Here is a 23,280-nt window from a genome sequence, read left to right on the forward strand (position 1 = left end):
GATCCTGGCCAATATCGGCGTCGGGACGTCCGACGCCTATCCCTATCCGCGACAGGTCGCCGTCACCCCGGACAACAGCCGAGCCTATGTGACGCTCTACGGCGCAGGCACGGTCGCTGTGATCGACGCGCTGAGCCTGCAGGAGATCGACGTCAATGCGGGCAAGAAGGCCAAGATTCCGCCTTTCAACAAGGATGATTGGAACGTCGACGGGCTGAGACTCGAGCCCGCGCTCCACGGTGCCTTGATCGGTGATGCCACCGATCTGACCGGTACGGTGAACATCAGCAATCTGAAATCGTGGAAGATCGAGCTCACCAGCGCGGCGACCGGTCAGGTCGTGGTGCTCAATTCGGGCGACAAGAAGCTGTTCGGCGAAAAGCTGGCGACGCTCGATCCAGGGGCGTACACCAACGGCCTCTACAATATCAAGCTGACGGCCGAGACCGCCACGGGGACCACGGAGCAAACCGATTTCTGGGTCGAGATCGCCGCGAACCCGAAGATCCTGGAAATCCACCTTCCGCATCCCGCGGCTCCCTACGGCATCGCGATCGATCCCGAAGGCAACTACGCCTACGTCGTGGACGGCCTGCCGCATCTGCTCAACGGCGAGCGGACCACGTACATGTACGTGATCGACATCAACCCGGCGTCGGACTCCTACAACGAGGTCGTCAACGTCATTCACCTGCTGCACTCCGACAAGCTGCCGGACGGTTCGACCCCGCAGACCGCCCTGCCGCAGATTGCTCCCACCGGCGCCCGCAACGTCGCGGTATCCGGCGACGGGCTGCACGTCTTCATCACCGCGCCGAACTTTTTCGACGACCCCAGTCCGAACGCGCCGTCATTCCAGGTCAGCGACGGCAATCTGATCGAGGTGACGCTGAAGCCGTCTACCGACGGGACGCCGCCCAAAGTTGCGTCGATCGTGGCGATCCCGGCCAGCAAGGCGACGTACGGTGTGGCCACCGATCCGGGTGGCGGAACCGACGTTGCCTTCACCAACGGTCAAACCGACAATTACGGTGTCGAGGTGACCGACGATGCCAACGGTCAAAAGCACAACGTCCCGCTCGATCTGAACCAGGGGTCGGATTCGCTGCTGTCGGTCCACAGCGCTCATGGCATTGCCGTCTACACTTACACCAACCCGCAAACCGGTGTGCAGGAGACGTACGCCTTCGTCGCCGGCAGGGCCGACATCGTCAACAACTCCTTCTTCTTCGAACAGGACGATCATCCGCTCTATCAGGGCGGCAACATCGGCATCATCAAGGACCCGTTCGGGCCAAATCCGGAGCTTGTCGCGGCGACCCGTCCGATCCCGGACAGCTTCCCGACGGATATCGCGCTCTCCTCGGACGGCGAATACCTCTATGCGAGCTACCAGGGTCTCGGCATCGCAGGTCCCAGCGGTGTTCTGAACGGCGCAGTGTTCGTCTTTGATGCCCGGGAGATGATCAAGCAGGTCGAAGACCCCAAGAACGCGCCGTACTTGCACAAGGTTGCGATCGACGATCTGCCGCTCAACAATTCCAACCAGCGCTCGGCAAACATCCTCATCGATGTCCACGCCGATTATCGACTAGACCCGGCGACCAATGCCTTCAAGGTCTTCGATCCGGATCATGCACCGCTCGCGACGGGTGGTTTCCCGGGCGGCATCGCCGTGCAGCATGGCCGGATTCCCGAGCCGCTCGTCTTGATGCCGGTGGCCGAAGGAGGCTCCGGGTCGCCGGAGACGCCGGGCTACGTGCCAACGGACGAGTTCAACATCGTCACCGAGGTCGATTACAGCAGCGGCGCAGTTGCGCTGGGCAAGACGGATTTCAATTTCACGCTCGGAATCCAGGATCCGAAGGTGATCCTGACCTTTGACGACGGCAAGGTGCTGAACGACGTCACCGTGATCGATGCGCAGGGCAAGCAGCATCATTTCAACTCGTCGGACGACATGGTGCTCGACGCCGTCAACAAGAACGACGTGTTCCGTATAGTCCTCGGTCCGAACAGCGATGTGAACAACCCGTTGAACAAGCCGGGCTCGCACACCTATTCCTTGAAGGTGGTCACCCCCAACGGCGTGGAGTCGGAGAAAACCGGCAAGATCACCGAAACGGTCGTGCAGTACGAGGGATTGCCGGTCGGGCACACCTTCGTGAAGGGTGTCGACGTCGCCGATGGCCACCTGGTGGTTTCGAGCACCGATGTCAGCATTCCCGGGATCGGCAACGGTCCGGGCCTGCAATTCATCAGGACCTATACGAGCGCGGGCTCTTCGTCCGTCGGCCCGTTGGGCGCGGGCTGGACCGACAATTACAACATGTTCCTTCAGAAGGTCTCCAGCACCTTCCCGTTCAATTCGACGGTTTTCACCGTCGTTGGCGGAGACGGCAACGGCAATACTTTCACCGAGCTGAACCCGACCATTGCCGAAGACGCGGCGATCATCGCGGTGTATCAGCAGCGGACGGGACTGTCCTCCATCGGAGGCGCGCACTTCTTCAAGTCCCAGGCGGGTTACCACGATATTCTCGTCCAGGCGAATATCGCGCTTCCCGAGTACGACCTCTACGCCAAGGACGGGACCCAGTACCACTTCACGCTGATCGGCGCCGAGCAGGGCAAGACGGAGAAGGCCGACGCCGCGTTCCAGCTGCGCTGGATCAAGGACGCCAACGGCAATGCCGTCACCCTGTATTACGGCAAGGACGACAAGAACATCACGGGCAACGCCGCCAGTCTGCCGGGCGCGATCCTCAGCAAGTTCGACCTGACCAGCACCGGCCGCGACGATACGACCACGCTGAGCGCTGTTGTAGACGGCTCCGGCCGCGCGCTGATCTTCAACTACCAGACGATCTTCAATTCCAAGCGGATCGTCTCGATCGAGGGGTACGATCCCGACGGCACGAGATTGAACGGGCTGGGTGTCACCTACCGGTATGACGAGGGAAGCTCTCGCCCCGGGGGAAATCTCACCAGCGTGACCCGCACCAACATCCAGGGCGCGATTGCGCAGCCGGCCACGGAAAAATACACCTATACGACCGACATCGACGCCAGCCTGCACAATCTGCTCAGCTATACCGATCCCAACGGCAAAAAGACGACTTACGAATATTATCCTGCAACCGCGCAGGTCCAGGTCATCGTTCCGCCGCAGAGCACTCCGAGCAGCCTGGCCTCCTATCTGAAGATCGTCGCGTCCGAGCGGATCCACAAAGTGACGGAGCAGAGCGGCTCGGATAGTGCCGCCGATATCATCTTCGACTTCGATCTGGGATCGCGCACCACGACGGTAACCGACGCCAACAAGAATGCGACCGTCTATTCGATGAACGCGGACGGCCTGGTCACGACGATCGCTGCGCCGATGGGGCAGACCACACGGTTCGTCTGGTCGTCTCCCCACGACCCGCATCCGGGAGTCTTCCAGATGCCCGACGGACAGTCGGCACCGGATGACATCGTTCTGGTCAGCCAGACTGATGCAGATCTGCAGAACACGAGCTACACCTACGACGCCTTCGGGAACGTCTTGAAGAAGACGGTCGCGTTCGCGACCGGGCCGGGAATTCTGCCGGTCGTGGGCGGAGACGATTCGGGCGATGCGGTCACCACCTACACCTACGACCCCCGGTTCAACAAGGTCACCAGCGTGCTCGACGCCCAAGGGAACCTGACCAAGTTTGAATATGACGGGCACGGCAATCTGCTTTCGAGCACGGATGCGCTCAACCACGTGCAGAAATACACCTACGACGCCAATGGCCTCCTGCAGACATTCACCGACGCGGCCGGCGGGACACAGACCTACAGCTACGACGTCCACGGCAATGCGATCTCGATCATCGACGCGGCCGGTAACGTCACGACCAACAAGTTCGACGCGCGCAGCCGGCTGTTCGATTCCTCGGACACGCTCGGCCACCACATCAGCATCGTCTACGACAATCTGGACCACATCATTTCCAAGACCACCTACGCCTCCAGCGGCGTAGTCGGCATGCTCGCGTCCTACACTTATCTTGCAGGCGGGCAGGTCGCTTCGGTGACCGACGGACTGGGGCATACCACGCGCTACACTTACGATCGGGCAAACCGGGTCACCACGAAGACCGAGGAGAACGTCCGGGGAGCCGACGGATCCGCGATCGCCCCGAGCACGTTGCAGACGTCGTACAAATATGATGCGAACGGAAACCTGCTGTCGGAGACCGGTCCTGGCAACGTCTCCTACATCTATACTTACGATAGCCTGAACCACCGGCTGACGACCACGGTGTCCCAAGCGGGAGGCCTGCAAGAGCTCATCGACACCAAGACCTACGACGCGATGGGTAACGTGCTGACCGATACGGACATGCACGGCAACAAGACTACCTATTTCTACGACGGTCTGTATCGCAAGGTCGCGACCAAGCTGCCGGATGCCGGCGGTGTGTCTCAGCTGCAATACACCTATGATCTGCTCGGTCATCTCACGTCCGAGACGGATCTCAACGGCGTGCTCACAACCTATTCTTACGACAAGGCTTATCGTCTGACCTCGACCGTCAGTGCCGCGCAATCCCTGAAATCGGAGATCGACTACAGCTACGACAACAACGGCAACAGGACACGCGAGGCGCATCTCACCGGAGGTGCGACCACCTACGCGATCGACTATCTCTATGACAGCCTCAATCGCGTGACACAGCAGACGCAGCATGTCTCCGGCCTCATGACCGGCTCGGCGAACTATGTCACCAAATGGTCCTATGACGACAGCAGCCATACCGTGACGATGACCGATCCCCGCGGCGTCTCCACGTCGGAAGCCCGTAACGGATTGGACCTCGTCACCTCGCGCACCGTCGACAGCAATGGGCTGAAGCTCAAGACGACCTATACCTACGACGCCAACGGAAACGTCGCTACGGTGGAGGATGCTCAGAATGGGGATGTCGATGCGGTCTACACTTACGATGGCCTCAATCGGCTTGTTCGGGTTCAATATGCCGCTGCGGCCGGCGACACCGGCAAGGTGCAGGAGACGTATGTCTACGATGATCTGAAACATCAAGTGGTGCACACCGATCGCAGCGGCGTCGCTTTCACCACCCAGTACGATGCGCTCGGCCGCGTGGTGCGGAGCAGCGTCGACGAGAAGATTACGGGAGCCGGCACTGTCGCCCTGAGCACGACGACGTACGACGACACCGCAAATTCGGTGACGGTGACCGATGCCAACGGGCACGCCAGCACGACTCAATATGACGCTCTGGGGCGGCGTATCAGGTTCACCGACGCTGTCGGAGGCACGATCGACTATAGCTACGCAACCCACGAAATGACTGAGGTCGACCAGTATGGCACGACCAGCGTCACCAGGTATGACGACCTCGATCGCGTGTTGTCACAGACCGATAGCGGAGGGCAGGGGTCGAGCTCGGTCTCCTACAGCTACAACGATGCGAATCTCACCGTCACTGCGACCGATCGCAACAACGTGCAGACCGTGTCGAAATACGACTCCCTCGGCAGGCTGTCGAGCGTCACCAGGCGGGGAGCCGTCGCGCAATACCAATATGACGGCGCAAACAACCGAGTGCTCTCGATCGACGCCGACGGCAATCAGACCAAATACGTCTATGATGGCGCCAACCGCCTGACCGATCTCGTGATCGGCTTCGCCTCGTCCGTCGAAGGCGCCACGCATTACGATTACGACAGTGCGGGCAATCTGCTATCCGTCACCGATCCGTTGGGCCACAAATCCATCAACACCTATGACGCCCGCTACCGTCGCATCACCGCAGCGGATGCCGTAGGTGACAAGACCACCTATGCCTACGACAACAACAATAACGTGGTCTCGGTTACCGAGCCGCGTCTCGGTGGTCACCCGACGACGTACACCTATGACGAGCTCAACGAGCTGCTCAGCGTCAACGAGTCCCAGCGTGGCGGCGGGACCACCACCTACAAATACGACAACAACCGGAATTTGGTCTCGGTGACCGACGCCGAGGGTCATCTCACGGAATACACCTATGATGCGTTGAATCGTCAGACCAGCGTCATCCAGCACGACGGCGGAGAGGTCGTGACCTGGACGACGGACTATGCGGGCGTTTCGGGAGGCAAGTCCCTGGATCAAACGGTGGCTACCGATCCGATGGGCCAGAAGACGACAAAGACCTACGACTATCTCGGCCGGCTCTCGAGGGTCGAATACAGCAATCACGCCAACACCACGATCACGCAGCCGAAATCCATCACCTATTCCTATGACGGAAACGGAAATCTCCAGGCCGTCGACGAGATCAAGTCGGTCGGAGGCCAGGATGTCGTCCAGCATACCGCAAACCTGTACGACGACCTCAATCGCCTCGTCAGCACGACCAATTTCGACAACAAGACGATCACCTACCAGTACGATTTGCAAGGCAACCTCAAGGTTCTGACGGATCCCGACCGGCACGAGACCCGGTACGATTACGATGCGCGCAATCGCCTGACCAAGGTGACGGCGCAGTCCGGCGTCACCACCTACGAGTACTTCGCGAATGACTTGATCCAGAAAGAAACCCATCCCAACAATGTGGTCGCGACGTATGCCTACGATGCCGCCAATCGCCTCACGGACATCACCAACCAGTCAGCCAGCGCGACGCTGTCGAGCTACCACTACTCTTACGATGCGAGCGGAAACCGTCTGACCCAGACGGAGAAGCACAGCACGATCGACAACGGCAGCGTCGAGACCACGACCTACGGCTATGACAACCTCGATCGTTTGACATCGGTCGATTACGGCGCGAACGGTGTCAATGGCTCGATCAAGTACAGCTACGACAAGGTCGGCAATCGCCTCACCGAAGACGATGCGCTGAACAACATCCACCTGATCTACACCTACAAGGGCCTGAACCAGCTCCAGAGCATCAAGAACGTCAGCGGAACCTACACGGTGGCGTTCAGCTACAACGCCGACGGGGACCGCACATCGCAGACCGAGTTGACCACCACCTCGCCGTTCCATACGACGTTCTTCACCTACAACATCCGCAACGAACTTGTCCGCAGCGATTTCGGCACCACGACAGGTTCAGGCGCGCAGGCGCAAACCAGCATCATCACGAGCTTCTATGACTACGATTTCCTGGGCAACCGCATCGCCCAGACCACGGCAGGCACGACCGTCAGCTACCTTTTCGACGGCTCTGGTGCCATGCTGGAATATGACGGTGCCACCAAGGCCACGCTGCGCAAATACGAATATGGCAACGGCCTGGTGTCGATGACGGATGCCGCCGCGGGCGCCACCGTGTTCTATCTTTTCGACGCACTCGGCAGCGTGTCCGAGACGTTCGGGATCAACGGCGCGGTGCAGTCGGCCTACAGGTATGACGCGTTCGGACAGCTGCGCAATTCCTTCTCTGCCACCAGCACCGACGGCAACACGAAGCAGTTCACCGGCCACGACACCACGTCGGTGCCCGATCTCTCTTATTTCAACGCGCGCTACTACGATGCGACGACCGGCCAGTTCCTCACGCAGGACACCGTGGGCGGCCGGACCGACAATCCCGGCAGCCTCAACCGGTACACCTATGCTCTCTCGAACCCCCTGAAATACGTCGACCCCGACGGCCATAATCCGCTTCTCGTGGCCGGCGTCGTCGGTGCGGGAATCGGCGCCATCGGTGGCGGCATCCTCGGGGCCGTCAACGCGGAATCGGGACAGGGATGGGAGGGCTTCGCGGAAGGCGCCGCCGTTGGCGCTGTGGTCGGCGGTCTGGCTGGTCTGACGTTTGGCGCCTCGACGGCGCTGCTGGGCACAACGGCGGAGGCGCTGTTCGTCGGGGGCTATCTGTCGGGAGCGGTCAGCGGCTTCGCAAGTGGGTCGATCACGACCGGCCTGCACGGCGGCAGCTTCCAGGCTGCGATCGCGGCCGGCGCGCTCGGCGGCATCATTGGCGGCACCGCGGGTGTGGTGGCGCTGCCCTTCGGTGAGGCCGGAGGATTGCTGGGCTCATCCGCCGCGCGGGCAATGACCGTGGCAAGATGTGAATTCGTCGAGCAGCTGGCAGGCGCGGCCGGCAGCGGCGCCTTTATGGGCTTCGGCAACAGTTCGGCGTCCCAGGGCCTGGCGATGGCGCTTGGGCAGCGCGATCATTTCAGCTGGGGTGAGGCATTGCTCGCCGCCGGCCTGGGCGGCGTCGGCGCGACGGCTCAATTCGTCTACGAACATCCCTCCGGCGGGCAGAACCTCGAAGCGCTGTTCAACGGGGAACTGCCTTGCTTCGCTGCCGGCACCCAGGTCGTGGTTCCCGCGGCCGCAGCCGCTTCGGTTGATACCGCCGCTTACGGGTTCAAGGCGATCGAAACCCTCGTTGCGGGAGAGCTGGTCCTTTCGCGTGACGAGCGCACGGGCGAGCAGGCGTGGAAACGGATCAGGCGTGTTTTCCATCGGACCTCCGATCATCTGCGCCGGCTGGTCTTGCGATGCAAGGACGGCTCGGACGAGCAGATCCTGCTCACTACCGACGAGCATCCCTATTGGGTGGAAGGCCGCGGCTGGATTCGTGCCGGCAGTCTTTGCGGCGAGATGGTTCTGAAGCGGCTGGATGGCCAGGCCTGCTCGGTCATTTCCTCGTCGCGCGAGGATCATCCCGGCGGTGTTGCCGTCTTCAATTTTGAAGTCGAGAAGTTCAGCAGCTACTTCGTGTCTTCCGACGCTTCGGCTGGTGCGGCCCTGTGGGTGCACAATTCGTGCGACGGCCCCGAGGGATTCCTCAAATTTGTTGACGATAACATCGAGTTTCACCAGGCGCACTACAAAGGCGGCAAGGAATGGTTTGAGTTCGCAGGTCCCGGCGCGCTCAGGCGGGCCGCAGCGTCGCCAGAATACCAGCTTGCGGTCAAAGCTGCTGGCCAGCTCGCAAGAGGAGAAGCGCCTGAGGTCGTTTTTGCGCAATTGAAGGGCGGATTGAGGGAGCATGGGGTCGAGGTCTTCGAGTTCAATAACTCCGGCGATCGCGACCTGTTTGGCACGGAGCTGGACAATCCAGGCAAGCTCGTTTTTTCGAATTCAGGAAAGCTGTCTCGGATTGTGCTCGATATGGGCTATATCAACAATTCAGAATTCTACTTCCGCGAAATCGTCCATGAACTCGGGGCGCATTCGATAATCAAGGCGCGGGATGCAGCTCTCATCAGTCCGAGAGTGGCGAATGAGGAGACCTTCCAGTGGGCCAGAGCACACATGGAACGGGTTGGTTTCCCGGATAACACGGCGATCAATATCGGCTGGAGGAACGGGGGTGGGCCGGGCACCCATTGGGAGACGCATGTCCTCGACGGGGCCATGCGGATTTACCAAAACTCTTTGAACCCCGCGCCGCGCGAAAACACGGGAACGGTCGTAGGCCTCGGGTCAGGTTATCCGCCTCCTCTCGTGCAAGAGGTCCCCGCGACGCTGGGACGCTCGCTCGCCGTTTGGCAGGCTCTGCTTGCAGACAGTCTTCCAATCTCGATTTCGGTGGTCTTCGAATCGCTTTCCGGTGGCGAACTCGCGGAAGCCCGCATCGATTCGTTCGGACTCGACGGCTTGCCGACGGCAGGCACCATCATTATCGATGCCGATGCCGCAGGCATGGGATGGTTCATCGATCAGTCGCCGCTCGACAATTCTGAATTCATCACGTCCGGCGCAGGAACACTTCTTGCGAGCGGCAACTCGGCCGCCGCTGGAAAATACGATCTCTTCAGCGTGCTGCTGCACGAGGAAGGCCATCTGCTCGGCTTCAACACCGCCATTCCCGGCTTCGCGGCCCATGTCGGGACGGTCGCCGGCTCGCAGATCTTCTCAGGTCCAGGCTTCACTGCAAGGCTCACGCGTGCGCCCGACGATGATCACCTCGACAGCAGTGTCTATCCCAATGACCTGATGACGGCCGCGCTCGCGCCGTCGGAGCGCCGATTGCCTTCGGCCCTCGACGCGGAAATCATCGCGGCAGTCAGAAATGGCAGCGCCGCTCTGCTCGAATCTGCCGGTGGCGTTTCGATCGCGCCGATCGTTCCGTCGCATCACGTCCCGGATCTGGTTGCCGCGCAACTTCCCTCCAACTGGACCAGCCACGGCACGACCAGCGTCAACGGCGGCACGCTGGTCCTGTCCGAGAATTCGCAGACGCTGTCCGGCCTGTCGGAAAGCTTTGTGGTCCCGGCCGGCGTCGATACGCTCGAGTTCACGATCCTCGCCGATCATCTCTTCGCCAACGCCAATGGCAATCCGCCGGATGCGTTCGAGGTCGCGCTGCTCGATCAGAACGGTGATCCGGTTGGCGGTTCGGCCACTGGCCTGTCGAACACCGACGCGTTCCTCAACGTGCAGTCGACCGGCCAGATCTTCTTCGGCCCGGGCGTCACCGTTTCCGGCCACGCCGCGTCGGGTGACGGCGGCTCGCTGTCGCAATTAATCACGGTGAAGAAGGATTTGAGCGGGATCGCGGCCGGCACGACGCTGACGCTGTATTTCGATCTGCTCGGCTTCGGCGCGTCCGACAGCTCTGTCACGGTCAACGTCGCGCCCGGGGCCAACAATGCGCCCACCGCACAGGACATCACGGCTGACGTGCAGGAAACCGGTCCGTCGAAGACCGTAACGGGGACCTTCACGGATGCCGACGCCAACGACAGCCATACATTCGCAATCGACACTACGACCGACGCGACCAAGGGCAAGGTCACCGACAATGGCGATGGCACTTTCACCTACGATCCGAACGGCGCCTTCATCAGCCTGAAGGCCGGCGCGGTCGCGACCGATCAATTCCGCTACACCGTCACCGACGCGGCGGGGGCGTCGTCCACCGCTCTGGTGGTCGTCACCATTCACGGTGAAAACCAGGCGCCGGCCGCGAAGGCCGTGACTGCCAACGCGGCAGAGCACGGTCCTGCGGTCGCGATCACCGCGTCATTCACCGACGTCGATACCGGGGATACGCACAGCTTCGCGATCGATACCGCGACAGACGCCACCAAGGGCAAGGTCACCAATCATGGTGACGGGACCTTCAGCTATGATCCGAACGGCGCGTTCGACGGGCTGAAAAATGGCGCGACGGCCACCGACCAGTTCCGCTACACCGTCAGGGATGCTTCGGGCGCGTCGTCGACCGCCGTGGTCACGGTTACCATCACGGGCCAGAACGAAGCTCCGGTGGCGGCCGACGTCAACGCCGGCGTATCGCAAGCCGGGCCATTGATTTCGGTGGCGGCCTCCTACGCGGACGCCGACATCGGCGATACCCACAGCTTCACCGTCGACACCACGACCGACGGCACGAAAGGCAAGGTCACCAACAACGGCGACGGCACCTTCAGCTACGATCCCAACGGCGCCTTCAACCTGGCGCTAGGCGCCACCGCGATCGACAAATTCCGCTACACGGTCGTCGATGGCTCCGGCGCCTCGGCAACTGCCGTCGTCACCGTCGTCGTCACGGCCGGTGAGAACCATGCTCCGATCGCGCAGGACGTCGCCGCCAACGTACTGGAACACGGCCCGGCCGCCTCCGTCGCCGCGCTGTACGACGATGCCGATCTCGGCGACGCCCATGGCTTTACGATCGACACCGCGACGGACGCGACCAAGGGCAAGGTCACGAACAACGGCGACGGCACCTTCAGCTATGATCCGAACGGCGCCTTCGTCGGCCTCAAGGCGGGAGCCACCGCGCAGGATGTTTTCCGCTACACGGTGGTCGACGCGGCGGGCGCGTCCTCGACGGCGACGGTGATCATCACCATCACCGGCGAAAACGACGCGCCAGTGGCGAAGGACATCTTCGCCAACGTGGACGAGCACGGTCCGGCGGCGACGGTGACGTCCTCCTGGACGGATCCGGATCTTGGCGATACCAGCAGCGTCACCATCGACACCACGGCGACCAAGGGCAAAGTCACTGACCATGGCGATGGGACCTTCAGCTACGATCCGAACGGCGCGTTTGAGGGGCTCAAGGCCGGGCAGACCGCCCAGGACACCTTCCAGTACACTGTTATCGACGACTTCGGCGCTTCATCGACGGCCACGGTGACGATCACCATCAACGGCGAGAACGACGCCCCGGTTGCGAAGGACATCGCCGCCGACGTGCAGGAGCACGGGCCGGCGACGACGGTGTCGGCCTCCTTCACGGATCTTGATCTCGGCGACACCCATGGCTTTACGATCGACACCGCGACGGACGCGACCAAGGGCAAGGTCACGAACAACGGCGACGGCACTTTCAGCTATGATCCGAACGGCGCGTTCGTCGGCCTCAAGGCGGGAGCCACCGCGCAGGATGTTTTCCGCTACACGGTGGTCGACGCGGCGGGCGCGTCCTCGACGGCGACGGTGACGATCACCATCACCGGCGAGAACGACGCGCCAGTGGCGAAGGACATCTTCGCCAACGTGGACGAGCACGGTCCGGCGGCGACGGTGACGTCCTCCTGGACGGATCCGGATCTTGGCGATACCAGCAGCGTTACCATCGACACTACGGCGACCAAGGGCAAAGTCACCGATCATGGCGATGGGACCTTCAGCTACGATCCGAACGGCGCGTTTGAGGGGCTCAAGGCCGGGCAGACCGCCCAGGACACCTTCCAGTACACCGTGATCGACGGCTTCGGCGCTTCATCGACGGCCACGGTGACGATCACCATCAACGGCGAGAACGACGCCCCGGTCGCGAAGGACATCGCCGCCGACGTGCAGGAGCACGGGCCGGCGAAGACGGTATCGGCCTCCTTCACTGATCTTGATCTCGGCGACACCCATAGCTTTACGATCGACACCGCGACGGACGGGACCAAGGGCAAGGTCACGAACAACGGCGACGGCACCTTCAGCTATGATCCCAGCGGGGCGTTCGCAGGTCTCAAGGCCGGGGAGACGGCGCAGGACAAATTCAGGTACGCCGTGATCGACGCTGCCGGCGCGTCATCGATCGCGATCGTGACCATCACCATCAAGGGTGAGAACGACGCGCCGGTCGCGAAGGACGTTGTCGCCGACGTGCAGGAACACGGGCCGGCCAAGACCGTGGCGGCCTCGTTCGTCGATCTGGACCTCGGCGACACCCACGGCTTCAGCATCGATGTTTCGAGCGATGCGACCCGGGGCAAGGTCTCCAATAACGGCGACGGCACGTTCAGCTACGATCCAGATGGGGCGTTTGTCGGATTGAAAGCGGGACAAACCGCGCAGGATATTTTCCGCTATACGGTGACCGACGCTGCCGGCGCGCGTTCGACGGCCACCGTGACGATCACCATCAAGGGCGAGAACGACGCGCCGGTCGCGAAGGACATCGTCGCCGACGTGCAGGAGCACGGGCCGGCCAGGACGGTGACCGCGTCCTTCGTCGACCCCGACCTCGGCGACACCCATGGCTATGCCATCGACACCGCCGCCCATGCCACCAAGGGCAAAGTCATCGACAACGGCGATGGCACCTTCACCTACGATCCCAACGGTGCCTTCGTCAGTCTGAGGGTCGGCGACACCACGACCGATGAGTTCGACTATGTGGTCAGGGACGCCGCCGGTGCGTCGTCCATCGCCACGGTCACGATCACGATCATCGGCCAGAACGAAGCGCCGGTTATCGCCTCGGGACCCCAGAGCCTGGCGCTGGTCGAAGATGCGCATCCCAATGGAATCGAGAGCGGTTCGGGAGCGATCCTGTTCACCGACGCCGATATCGGCGACCTCCATTCGGCATCGTTCGGCGCGCAGGGAACGGGCTATGTCGGCCTGTTTACGCTCGATACCATCAAGCACGACAAGAGCGGCGGCGAGATCGGCTGGCGCTTCGCGGTTGCCGACGGTGAAATCGATCATCTGTCCGCCGGACAGGTGCTGATCCAGAAGTACACCGTGACCGTCGATGACGGCCATGGCGCGCGGGCGGCCGAGACCGTGACGGTTACCATCTCAGGGACGAACGACAAGCCCACCGTCCAGGTCGGTTCGCCCAGGGTCGAGATCGGGATCGAAGCGGACGATCACGGCAAGGGCATCGTGGCGGGGATGCTGACCTTCGGCGATCACGATCTCGGCGACAAGCACGTCGTCAGCGTACAGTCGCACGATCATGCCAACGCCTATGTCGGCAAGCTCGAAGCCAGCATGGTCACCGACGCGACCGGCACCGGCGCAGGCGCGGTCCAGTGGACCTATCGCATCACCGGCCAGTGGCCCAACCTTCGCGCCGGAGAACGGCTGATCCAGCTCTACGACATCGTGCTGGATGACGGCCACGGCGGCAAGGCGATGGAAACCGTGACCGTGACGCTGGTCGGCGTCGCACGCGAGGTTCGCCGTGACGACCAGCCCGTGGTCATGATGCCGTGGGAGATCAAGGTCGACGTTCCCCAGTTCTCCGAAATCAGGGGGCGGACGGGCGAAACGCAGGGGCAGCCGCCCGTGAACCTGCTGCCCTATTACACATTCGTCGCCTACAGCGGCTGGCTTCCGCATCAGGGCGGCGGAAACGTCAACACCAAGAGTTTGGATCCACTGCCCGAGCCGGGCGACGATCACCTCAACTACTGCCCGATCGAGCCCTCGCGCGTGCCTTGGCTGAACGGCGCGTCGCCCTTTACGCTGAAAGACCTGCAGCAGTTGGAGCGGACTGGTCCTGAGGGCTATGGAGCGCTGCCGGCCAGCCCGCCCAATGATGTTCGGCAACAGGACGAAGGCGTGCCTGGTGTTCCGGGCCAGCAGGGAGAAAGCCAGCAGCCGGGCGGGCCGGCCAACGAGCCAAACGCCAAACGCAGCGAGGCCGGGGCGCGGGTGATCGACGGCGTCGCCGCACTCGTGGCGCCCGCCATGCTGGTGCGGAGTGGTGCGGTGCTCGCAGCCGGAAAGCGGCGCAAGTCGCGCCATGAGCGAAACCTTCATGAGCGGAACCTTGGCGTGTCCTTCACGAGTGCCGGCGGTGTCAGGTCGGTCGTGTTCAAGCTCAGCTATGACGCCGCGCGCCTGAGCGTGCTCGGCGTCGAGCCCGGCAGCGATCTGCCGGAAACTGCAACGGTGACCTTGTCGTGCATGCCGAGCGACGGCAGCGCCCTGGTCCGCATTTCGGTGATCTCGGACGAAGCGCTTCCGGGCGGCACTGTCGATCTGGCCTCGCTGTCCGTCCGCTATCTGGACGGAACGATGGACGCCGCTCTCAGCCTACTTGCGGTGGACGTCAACGGCGAGGCCGCGGTCGACAGCGAGCCGGTTCGCATCCGCCTGGCCGAATGCATGTTGGAGGACGACACGGTTGCGGGAGCACAGATGCCGTCTGATCTGTCCAATGCCGTCGACCGATCGACAAGCCAGCATGGCCGCATCAGGATTTCGATGGACGCATTGGCCCGGGATGCCGCGATCTCGCCGGAGCCCGCGGCGGGCCGCGGGGGTGCACCGGTTCGAATCGCCATCCCTGCGGATGCCGGGACCGATGCGATGCCGGGCTTGTCCGCCGCAACGAAAGAATTTTGCCTGAAAGAATCGGCTCCGTGCACAGTTGCGCGGCCGGCCGGCGCAATTCGGATCGCGGCATCCGCGTTGTCGTCCAACACGAGTGATACGAATTCCCGCGTTCGGTTGCCGTAACGCGTATCATCGAGGAAGCAGAAGAAAGTCCAGAATTATGTCCAACGAAAAAGACACGCCGAATTCAGCCGGGCAACCGAGCAGCACGGCCGCTGCAGCTCCAGCCCAACCCGGGATCAAGGTCGATACCTCCGCGCTGAAGAGCTCGTATTGCAACGTGGTCAGCGGCAACAGCACGCGGGAAGAGGTCGTGCTGTCCTTCGGCGTGAACCAGGACTGGGACATGGGACCGCAGCCGCGTGAGATCCAGTTGCATCATCGCATCATCCTGAGCCCCGGCGCGGCCAAGCGCCTGCTGGAGCTCATGACGAAGCTCGTGCATGATCACGAGGCGCGGCACGGCGAGATCAGATAGTCCGGACGGGCCTTGCGATGCGACGCCTCAATCGGGCCTCGCAAAGGCCAGCATGCTGTCGCGCTGGTCCTGAAGCCGGAGCGTCTGCTGCCTGATCCGGTATTGCAGGCGTTGCGCGCGGTTCTGCGCGGAGAGTTGGAGGATATGGGCCAGCGCCTTGGGCAGCGGCGCCTCCTCGCCGGCCAGCATGCGCTTGAGCAGACGTGTGAGGGCAGGGGCAAAGATGCTCGGCAGCTCGTCGTCGAGTGCTGCGATGACTTCGTAGGTGCCAGGCTGGCCTTGCCGCCCGCCGCGGCCGATCAACTGACGATCGATACGTGCAGATTCGTGAAATTCGGTCAGCATGACGTGGAGACCGCCGGCGGCCTCGACACCGGGTCCGAGCTTGATGTCCGTGCCTCGGCCGGCCATGTTGGTCGCCACTGTGACGCGGCCCGCGCGTCCGGCTTCGGCGATGATCGCGGCTTCGTCCCGGTCATGATGCGCGTTCAGGACGACGTGCGCGACGCCGGCCTTGTCGAGCAGCCGTGACAGCAGCTCCGATGTCTCGATCGCCCGCGTTCCGATCAGTGTCGGCCGTCCCTCGCGATGTCCGGCGCGAACGCTCTCGACCACGGCCGCCCATTTCTGCTCACTCGTGCGAAACACCCTTGTGCCGCGCGAGCTGCGGCGGCTCGGCCGGTGCGTCGGGATCCGGACCACCGACACGCCGTAGACGGCGCGGAGCTCGCCGGCGACTTCCGAGATCGTCCCGGACATGCCGCAGAGATGCAAGTATCGCCGGAAGAAGCGCTGATAGGTGATGCTGGTCTGCGTCTGATGGCGCGCGGTGATCTCGCATTTTTCCTTGGTCTCGATCAGCTGATGCAGGCCGTGCTGCCAGGACCGTCCCTCGGCGATGCGCCCTGTGAATTCGTCGATGATCTCGACCTTTCCGTCCACCACGACATAGTGCTGGTCGATTTTGTAGTGATGCAGGGCCGCGAGCGCGTAATTGACCAGCTCTTCGCGGGCCCTCCGCGCCTCCCAGGGCCCGCTCAGTCCCTGGCAGAGCGTCTTGAGGGACGCAGAGCCGGCGGCCGTCAGCTCGACATGTCCCGCGTTGCCCGAGATCAGGAAGTCGATCTTCGGCTTCAGCTTTTCGGCAAAGCCGAGCGCCTGCGCGAATATGGCGTTGGGCAGCGGATTGTCGTCAGCGCCCGCGATGATCAGCGGCGTCCGGGCCTCGTCGATCAGGATGCTGTCGGCTTCGTCGACGATGGCGAAGTTGAGCCCGCGCAGCAGCAGCGGCGGCATGTCGACGCCGCCAAGCTTTCCGGCCATCCTGCTGGCATGACTGCGGCGATCACCGAGCTTGAGCCCGTCGCGCAGATAGTCGAAGGCGATCTCCTTGTTGACGCCGTACGTCACGTCGCAGGCATAGGCGGCGCGCCGCTGCTCCGGCTCGTCGTCATGCTGGATCACCCCGACGGTGAGGCCGAGGGCGCGATAGATCGGCTCGAGCTCCTCGGCGTCGCGCGCCGCGAGATAGTCGTTCACCGTGATGACGTGAACGGGGCGCCCCGACAGCGCGGCGGTGATCGCGGCCGGCAGCGCCGTCAGCGTCTTGCCTTCGCCGGTCTGCATCTCGGCGAAACGGCCGTCGATCATCGTCCAGGCGCCCATCAGCTGCACCGCATGATGACGAAGGCCGAGCTGCCGGAAGGTCGCCTCGCGGACCAGAGCGAAGCTCTGCGCGACCAGGTCCTGACGAAAGCCGTGGCGCAAGAGCGGGCCGCGCAATTGCCGCGCTGCAGCCGCGAGCTCCTCGTCGCTGAGGCCGGCAAAGGATGCAGCACATGCGTCTGCGAGCTTGACGCGGCGGGCGAGCTTGCCGGCGTAGTTCTCCAGGCGTGACAGCAGGCCGCCGAAAGTTCGCGTGAGCGCAAAATCCAGCGGCGCGATCTTGACGTCGCCACGCTCGGCGTAAGGACTGCGCGAACGCCAGGCCTCGTCCCTGTCCGCCGTTCTGGCCATCAGGCTTCGAACCGCGACAGGAACAACTGCCTCATCCGCCGATACCATTGGGCGGCGAGCGGCTCGAAGCCATGGTCGAACCGGACCAGCACGTGGCTGCCGAAGTTTGCGCGCGCGGCCTCGGCCGGCAGTTCGAGATCGAATTGGAATGTGCGGGCCAGTGTCTTGAGCTGGTTGCTGTCGCGAGGGTCGGCCGCGAAATGTCCGCCGCCGGCCTCGGTCAGCGCCCGGCTTGGCAGGCGGTCGGACGCAGCGGGGACCTCGCGCACGATCTTGCTGTGATAGCTGATCGACGGCTGGTTGGTCAGGCGGACGTCCATCTTCTCGAGCTTGTTGCGCACGAGATCGATGTCGTCCTGCGGGACGACGATCCGGGCGATGCGCGATTGCGGGAAGACCACATAGCCGAGCACGTCGCCGCGCTTGACGTAGCGACCGGGAAAGTCTTGCGAGGCTGGAGACAGGAACGTGCCGGTGACAGTGCTGCGGATCGTCAGCGCATCGCGGCGTTCCGCCGCCCGCGCCAGATTGGTCTGCTTGAGCGCGATTTCCTGGCGCGTAATCTCGGCCTGATTGCGATCGGTGAATTGCTCGGACGCGAGCCTTCGTCGCAAGCCGTCGATCTCTGACTGCAGGACCTTGATCCGGGCGTCAAGCTCGGGCTCGTCGGCCTCGACCAGCACGTCGCCCGGATGCACGTCGGCGCCGGAGCTTGCCAGCACCTTGCTGACGAAACCGTTGTCGGCAGCACGGACATAGCTTTCCTCGGGAAGCCAGACCACGCCTTCCGAGACGCTGTAGAGCGGCACCGGGACCAGGAAGATCGCGCCGACGAACACGCCCACACCCGCAAGGCTGATGGCGATGGCGCGAAGCCGCCGCTTCTCCAGCCGTGGCCCGGTGAGCAGATATTTGACGCTCTTGTAGACGGGAAGCCCGAGCCCGATCAAAAGCCCCCAGCCGGCAATCAGCGCGCCGACGACGAAATAATGCGCGGCCACGAAAAGCGAGATGCTGAACAGCATCAGGATGCGATAGGCCAGTGCGAGCGGGGCATAGGCCAGGAACCAGGACCGTTCGCGAGCCGTGGCCGAGGGCGGGGAATCGTGGAGGCCAAATCCATAGCGATTGACCAGCCACGTCCAATATTGCGTCGAGCGTGCGCCGAGATTGGGAATCTCGATGATGTCGGACAGGATGTAGTAGCCGTCGAAGCGCAGCAGCGGATTGATGTTGAACAGGACGGTGGAGACGCCGGCGATGAGCACGGTCTGGTACAACAGCGATCGCACCAGGCCCGGTTCGACCAACGTCCACAGCACCATGGCGATGGCGGCCACGAACATCTCTGTCAGCATGCCGGCCGCGCCGACCAGGACACGGCGCCATTTGCTGCGGAACGCGATCGAGGCGGATGCATCGACATACGGCACCGGCGCGAACACCAGCACCATCAGCCCGAGTTCGTGAACCTCGCCGCCGCCGATCTTGGTGGCGTAGGCGTGGCCGAGCTCGTGGAAGAACTTCAGGACCGGAAACACCATGGCGGTCAGCAGCAGGCTTTCCGCCGCGAGGATGCGGTCTGACATGCCTTCGGAGAGTTCGCTCCAATGGATGCCGATCAGGACCAGCGCGAACAGCACCGTCGCCAGCCAGAGAGCAGCGCCCGCCCCGGTGAATGCGTAACGAACGACGGGCAGCGTCGCTTCCAGGAAGCGGTCGGGGTCCCACACCGGCAGGCGCATGGCGAGCGGATTGCCGAAACTGCCGCGGCGTTTGGCCTTGGCGTATCTGCCGTATCGCGCCAGCATCTCCTGGGCGTTGGGCGCGATGTCGGTTTGCAGGAGGTCGGCGCTGTTCAATTGCGCCAGCAGGCTCACGACCTCGCCTTGTGTCGGCGCGTCGTCCTTGAGCTGCGACACCGCCTGCTGCCAGATCTCGTCGACTGTGCGCTGTCCATTCATCAGGCCCACGAACAAATACACCGCGGGCGTGAAACGGTGCGTACGCCCGGAAGCGGTGTCCTCGACGACGTACCAGGCGCTATCGTGATAGCGATGACGGTGCACGCGGACGTGGCTCCGCAGCCTCGGCTTCAAGGGGCCGATGCGATGCCAGGATGCGTCGAGAAAATTCTCCCTCATGGCGTCAGGGCAGCCATTTCCACGCGGTGATCCGGATCCAGTCGATCAGCGAGCGCGTCCAGATCGATAGCAGCGAACGGCGGTCGATCGAGATCTTGCCGATGCCCTCCATGCCGGGCCGCAACAAGGGAGCCTCGCCTGGAACGGCGGCTTCGACGCGAAACTGGTTGTGGCCCTCCGACGCCGTTGCCACGGGCGTGATGAGCTTGACGGTGAACGGCACGGCGTCGCTGGAGAGGCCGGTGAGAACCAGGGTTCCGTGCTGGCCTTCGGACAGGAACGCGATGTCGCGCTCGTCGACCTGAAGGATGACCCGGAACGATTCCAGCGGCGCCACCTCGAACAGCACCTTGCCTTTCTCGATCGGCGATCCCACCAGCTGGCGCAGGTCGCCCGACACCACGACGCCGCGGAAAGGTGCCGCGATCGCCGCGCGGGCGAGCTTGTCCTCGATCAACGAGAGCTGCGCGGCGGTCTGCTCCAGCGAGGCGGACACGACCAGCGCTACCGACCTGTCGTGCTTGGACATGGCGTCGCTGTATTTCAGCGACTGCTGGTCGCGCTCGCTCTTCCAGCGCGCGGCCTCGAGCCTGAGTTCGCGGTCGTCGAGGGTCGCGAGAACCTGGTCGGCTTCGACGAGATCTCCGGCCTTGACCGGCGCGCTCGCAACATAGCCGTCGAACGGGGCCACGATGGAGCGCTGCACGGCGCCCTCGACGACGGCCTTGGCGGTGACGCGGAATTCACCTTTGGCAAACGCCATGGTCCCGAGCACGGCCACCATGACGAGCGCGGCGAGCTTGACGGCCGGCCGTCCGGGACCGAACACCGCGCGCGCGCCCGAGCCGATCGCGGTCACCGCGCGGCCGGCGATCAGCTTGTTCGTTTCCGCCTTGGTTTCCAGGCCCGGGCCGACCAGCGCAGCGACGGCTTCCAGTGTTTCAATCGCTGCGTCGTCGAAGGCCTTGTCGCGGTCCCGCTCGAGCAAAATCACCCCGACGGGGCGGACGCCGTTGGTCATGAGCACCGATGCCACCGCGGAGCCGCCCAGCCGCTTGGCCAGATCCTCATGGGCAAGCGCAATGCGGCGCTCGGTCCCCTCGGTGGGGGGATACGCCACCGAAGCGTTCTGGTCCGCGGCCTCCTCCATCGCGTTCTCGATCGTCGAAACGATCTGGCTGTGCTCGCCGAACACCGCAGCATGCGACATGGCGGTGAGCTTGACGCTCTTGCCGTGGACAAAGCCGACGCTGACATTATTGCACTCGAGCCGGCTTGCGAGTTCGTTCGCGATCGACAGGGCCGAGGCCCGGAACGCAGAATGTTGCTGCGCCTCCGACAGGATCGAAATCGCGAACCCCGTGCGCGCCAGCTTGGCCGCGTCGTTGCCGCTTCGCTGCCGGACCAGCAGCACTTCGAGCCAGCCGACGCCCCAGCGCAATTGCCGGATCACGGCAGGGATGTCCGCCACCCGCTTCAGTTCGACGACCACCACGCCAGCGAGCCGGCCCTGGCTCTCGATCGGCTGGCCGATCTGCGCCGTGCCGGCGCCTGGTGCCTGGTCGACGAAGCTGGACTTGCGGCTCAACGCCTGTTGTGCCGTGCCAGCGAGAAACGAAAGATCCTGGCGGGGATTGGGCCACCCGGCGACGCTGGAGAAATGACCCTCGCCGTCGTCGAGCAGCAGCAGCGCGGCGGTCGCGCCGGCGATCTGCTCGCATTGCAAACGCAACCAAGCCTGGCCAAATTCGGGCACATCGCGCGCTGACGCCAGTACCGCCCAAGGGCTGGTGTCCGGCTTGGCCCCGTGCTCGGGGGCATCCCGCAACGTTATGACCTGGTCCGGTGTTGGCACTTGAGGCCTGCTGAGAATAGACTGCGAGAAATGTATTTCCGTATCTGTCCAGTATCGGGTCTTGCCGCGGGCAACGCAATGTTCCCATCGGGTTAGGGATGCCCTGGACGCGGCCGATTGAAGGTAAAGCGCTTGCAAAAAATCCGCTCGAAGCGCCGTTTGGCGCGATGGCTCGTTCCGCCCATCCTGGTGCTTTCGGTTGCAATTCAGGATTGTGCTTTTGCACAAAATAGAACTTTTGATTGTATTCTTGAGCCCCGCCTCAAGATCAAGCTGGCGACCCCGGTCTCCGGCGTGCTGAAGGAGGTCCTGGTCGATCGCGGCGATATCGTCCGCAAAGAACAGATCGTCGCCCAACTCGAATCCGCGGTCGATCAGGCGCTGCTCGATCTTGCCAAGGCCAAGGCAGAGAGCGATGCGACCGTGAAGGCGCGGGAGGCGCGTCTGGTCTTCCTCACCAAGAAGCGTGAACGAACGACGAGCCTGATGGCCAAGGGCGCGGCCTCGGCCGCGGCCCTCGACGAGATCGAATCCGATTTCGGCGTGGCGAGTCAGGATCTGCGCGAGGCGCAGGCCAACCTCCGCGTCGCACAGCTCGAAGTCCAGCGGGCGGAAGAGGTCCTGAAGTTACGCTCGGTCAGAAGCCCGATCGACGGCGTGGTGGCCGAGCGCAATCTTCTCGGCGGCGAATACGCCTACGACCAGGCGCCGATCATGACCATCGCCCAGATCAATCCGCTCAATGTCGAGGTCTTCGTCCCGATTGCGCTGTACGGGACCATCAAGGCCGGCATGGAAGCGACAGTGACAGGCGAGGAGCCGGTGGGAGGGCGCTACGTCGCGAAGGTCGAAGTGATCGATCCTCTCATCGATGCCAGAAGCGGCACCTTCGGAATCCGTCTTCTCCTCCCCAATCCCGACAACAAGCTCCCGGCCGGACTTCGCTGTAAGGTGCAGTTTCCCAATGGATCTTGATTCAATTCCCGCTCCCGAGGCCGACACGCCAATGTGCTGAAAAGCCTTGTGAGTTGCCTCGATTTTGGACTTGGTGCCGAGTCCCTTCCCGCTGCCAAATTACCGTCACCATAAGTCGCTGTTTTTGTAAGCCTTTATCGCTTTATCGCTTTTTATGAGGCTTTGAAGATCTCCGACGATTGTTGTGGCGTGGCCTCACGTACCCGCTTTTGTACCCAAGATTTCGAGGGGGTTCTTTGATGCTCGATCCGTTTTTCAGCCAGCGCTCCGCTTC

The 23,280-nt window shown here is 63.0% G+C and carries 6 protein-coding genes (1 of these 6 cut by a window edge); 3 read left to right on the plus strand and 3 right to left on the minus strand.

Annotated features, from left to right (window positions below):
• Positions 1–15,661: the end of a tandem-95 repeat protein gene (locus CIT40_RS09670; RefSeq protein ID WP_162307425.1), read on the plus strand. The gene continues 26,282 nt to the left of window position 1, outside the view; the window shows 15,661 of its 41,943 coding nt (coding positions 26,283–41,943); its start codon lies beyond the left edge, outside the window; the stop codon is at positions 15,659–15,661.
• A 37-nt stretch (positions 15,662–15,698) separates the two neighbouring features.
• Positions 15,699–16,016 (plus strand): DUF3467 domain-containing protein, encoded by a 318-nt coding sequence (locus tag CIT40_RS09675; RefSeq protein ID WP_094892225.1) that lies wholly within the window; start codon positions 15,699–15,701, stop codon positions 16,014–16,016.
• A gap of 27 nt (positions 16,017–16,043) precedes the next feature.
• Here the strand turns inward: CIT40_RS09675 and CIT40_RS09680 are convergent, their stop codons facing one another.
• Genes CIT40_RS09680 through CIT40_RS09690 form a run of 3 tightly spaced genes read right to left on the minus strand, consistent with a single transcriptional unit; the run spans position 16,044 to position 22,388 of the window.
• Entirely contained in the window at positions 16,044–18,032 is a 1,989-nt protein-coding gene (locus CIT40_RS09680) for a preprotein translocase subunit SecA (protein WP_162307426.1), read from the minus strand.
• Positions 18,032–20,176: a hypothetical protein gene (locus CIT40_RS09685; protein ID WP_094892227.1), complete on the minus strand. Its 2,145-nt coding sequence runs from the start codon at positions 20,174–20,176 to the stop codon at positions 18,032–18,034. The genes CIT40_RS09680 and CIT40_RS09685 overlap by 1 nt, the downstream gene beginning before the upstream one ends.
• A 4-nt stretch (positions 20,177–20,180) precedes the next feature.
• Positions 20,181–22,388, minus strand: a complete 2,208-nt coding sequence (locus CIT40_RS09690; protein WP_244611948.1) for an HlyD family efflux transporter periplasmic adaptor subunit — start codon at positions 22,386–22,388, stop codon at positions 20,181–20,183.
• Here CIT40_RS09690 and CIT40_RS09695 point away from each other — a divergent pair.
• On the plus strand, positions 22,278–23,006 hold the full coding sequence (locus CIT40_RS09695; protein WP_244611998.1) for an efflux RND transporter periplasmic adaptor subunit: 729 nt from the start codon (positions 22,278–22,280) through the stop codon (positions 23,004–23,006). The genes CIT40_RS09690 and CIT40_RS09695 overlap by 111 nt on opposite strands.
• Positions 23,007–23,280: the final 274 nt, after the last annotated feature.

The organism is Bradyrhizobium amphicarpaeae (assembly GCF_002266435.3).
GTDB lineage: Bacteria > Pseudomonadota > Alphaproteobacteria > Rhizobiales > Xanthobacteraceae > Bradyrhizobium > Bradyrhizobium amphicarpaeae.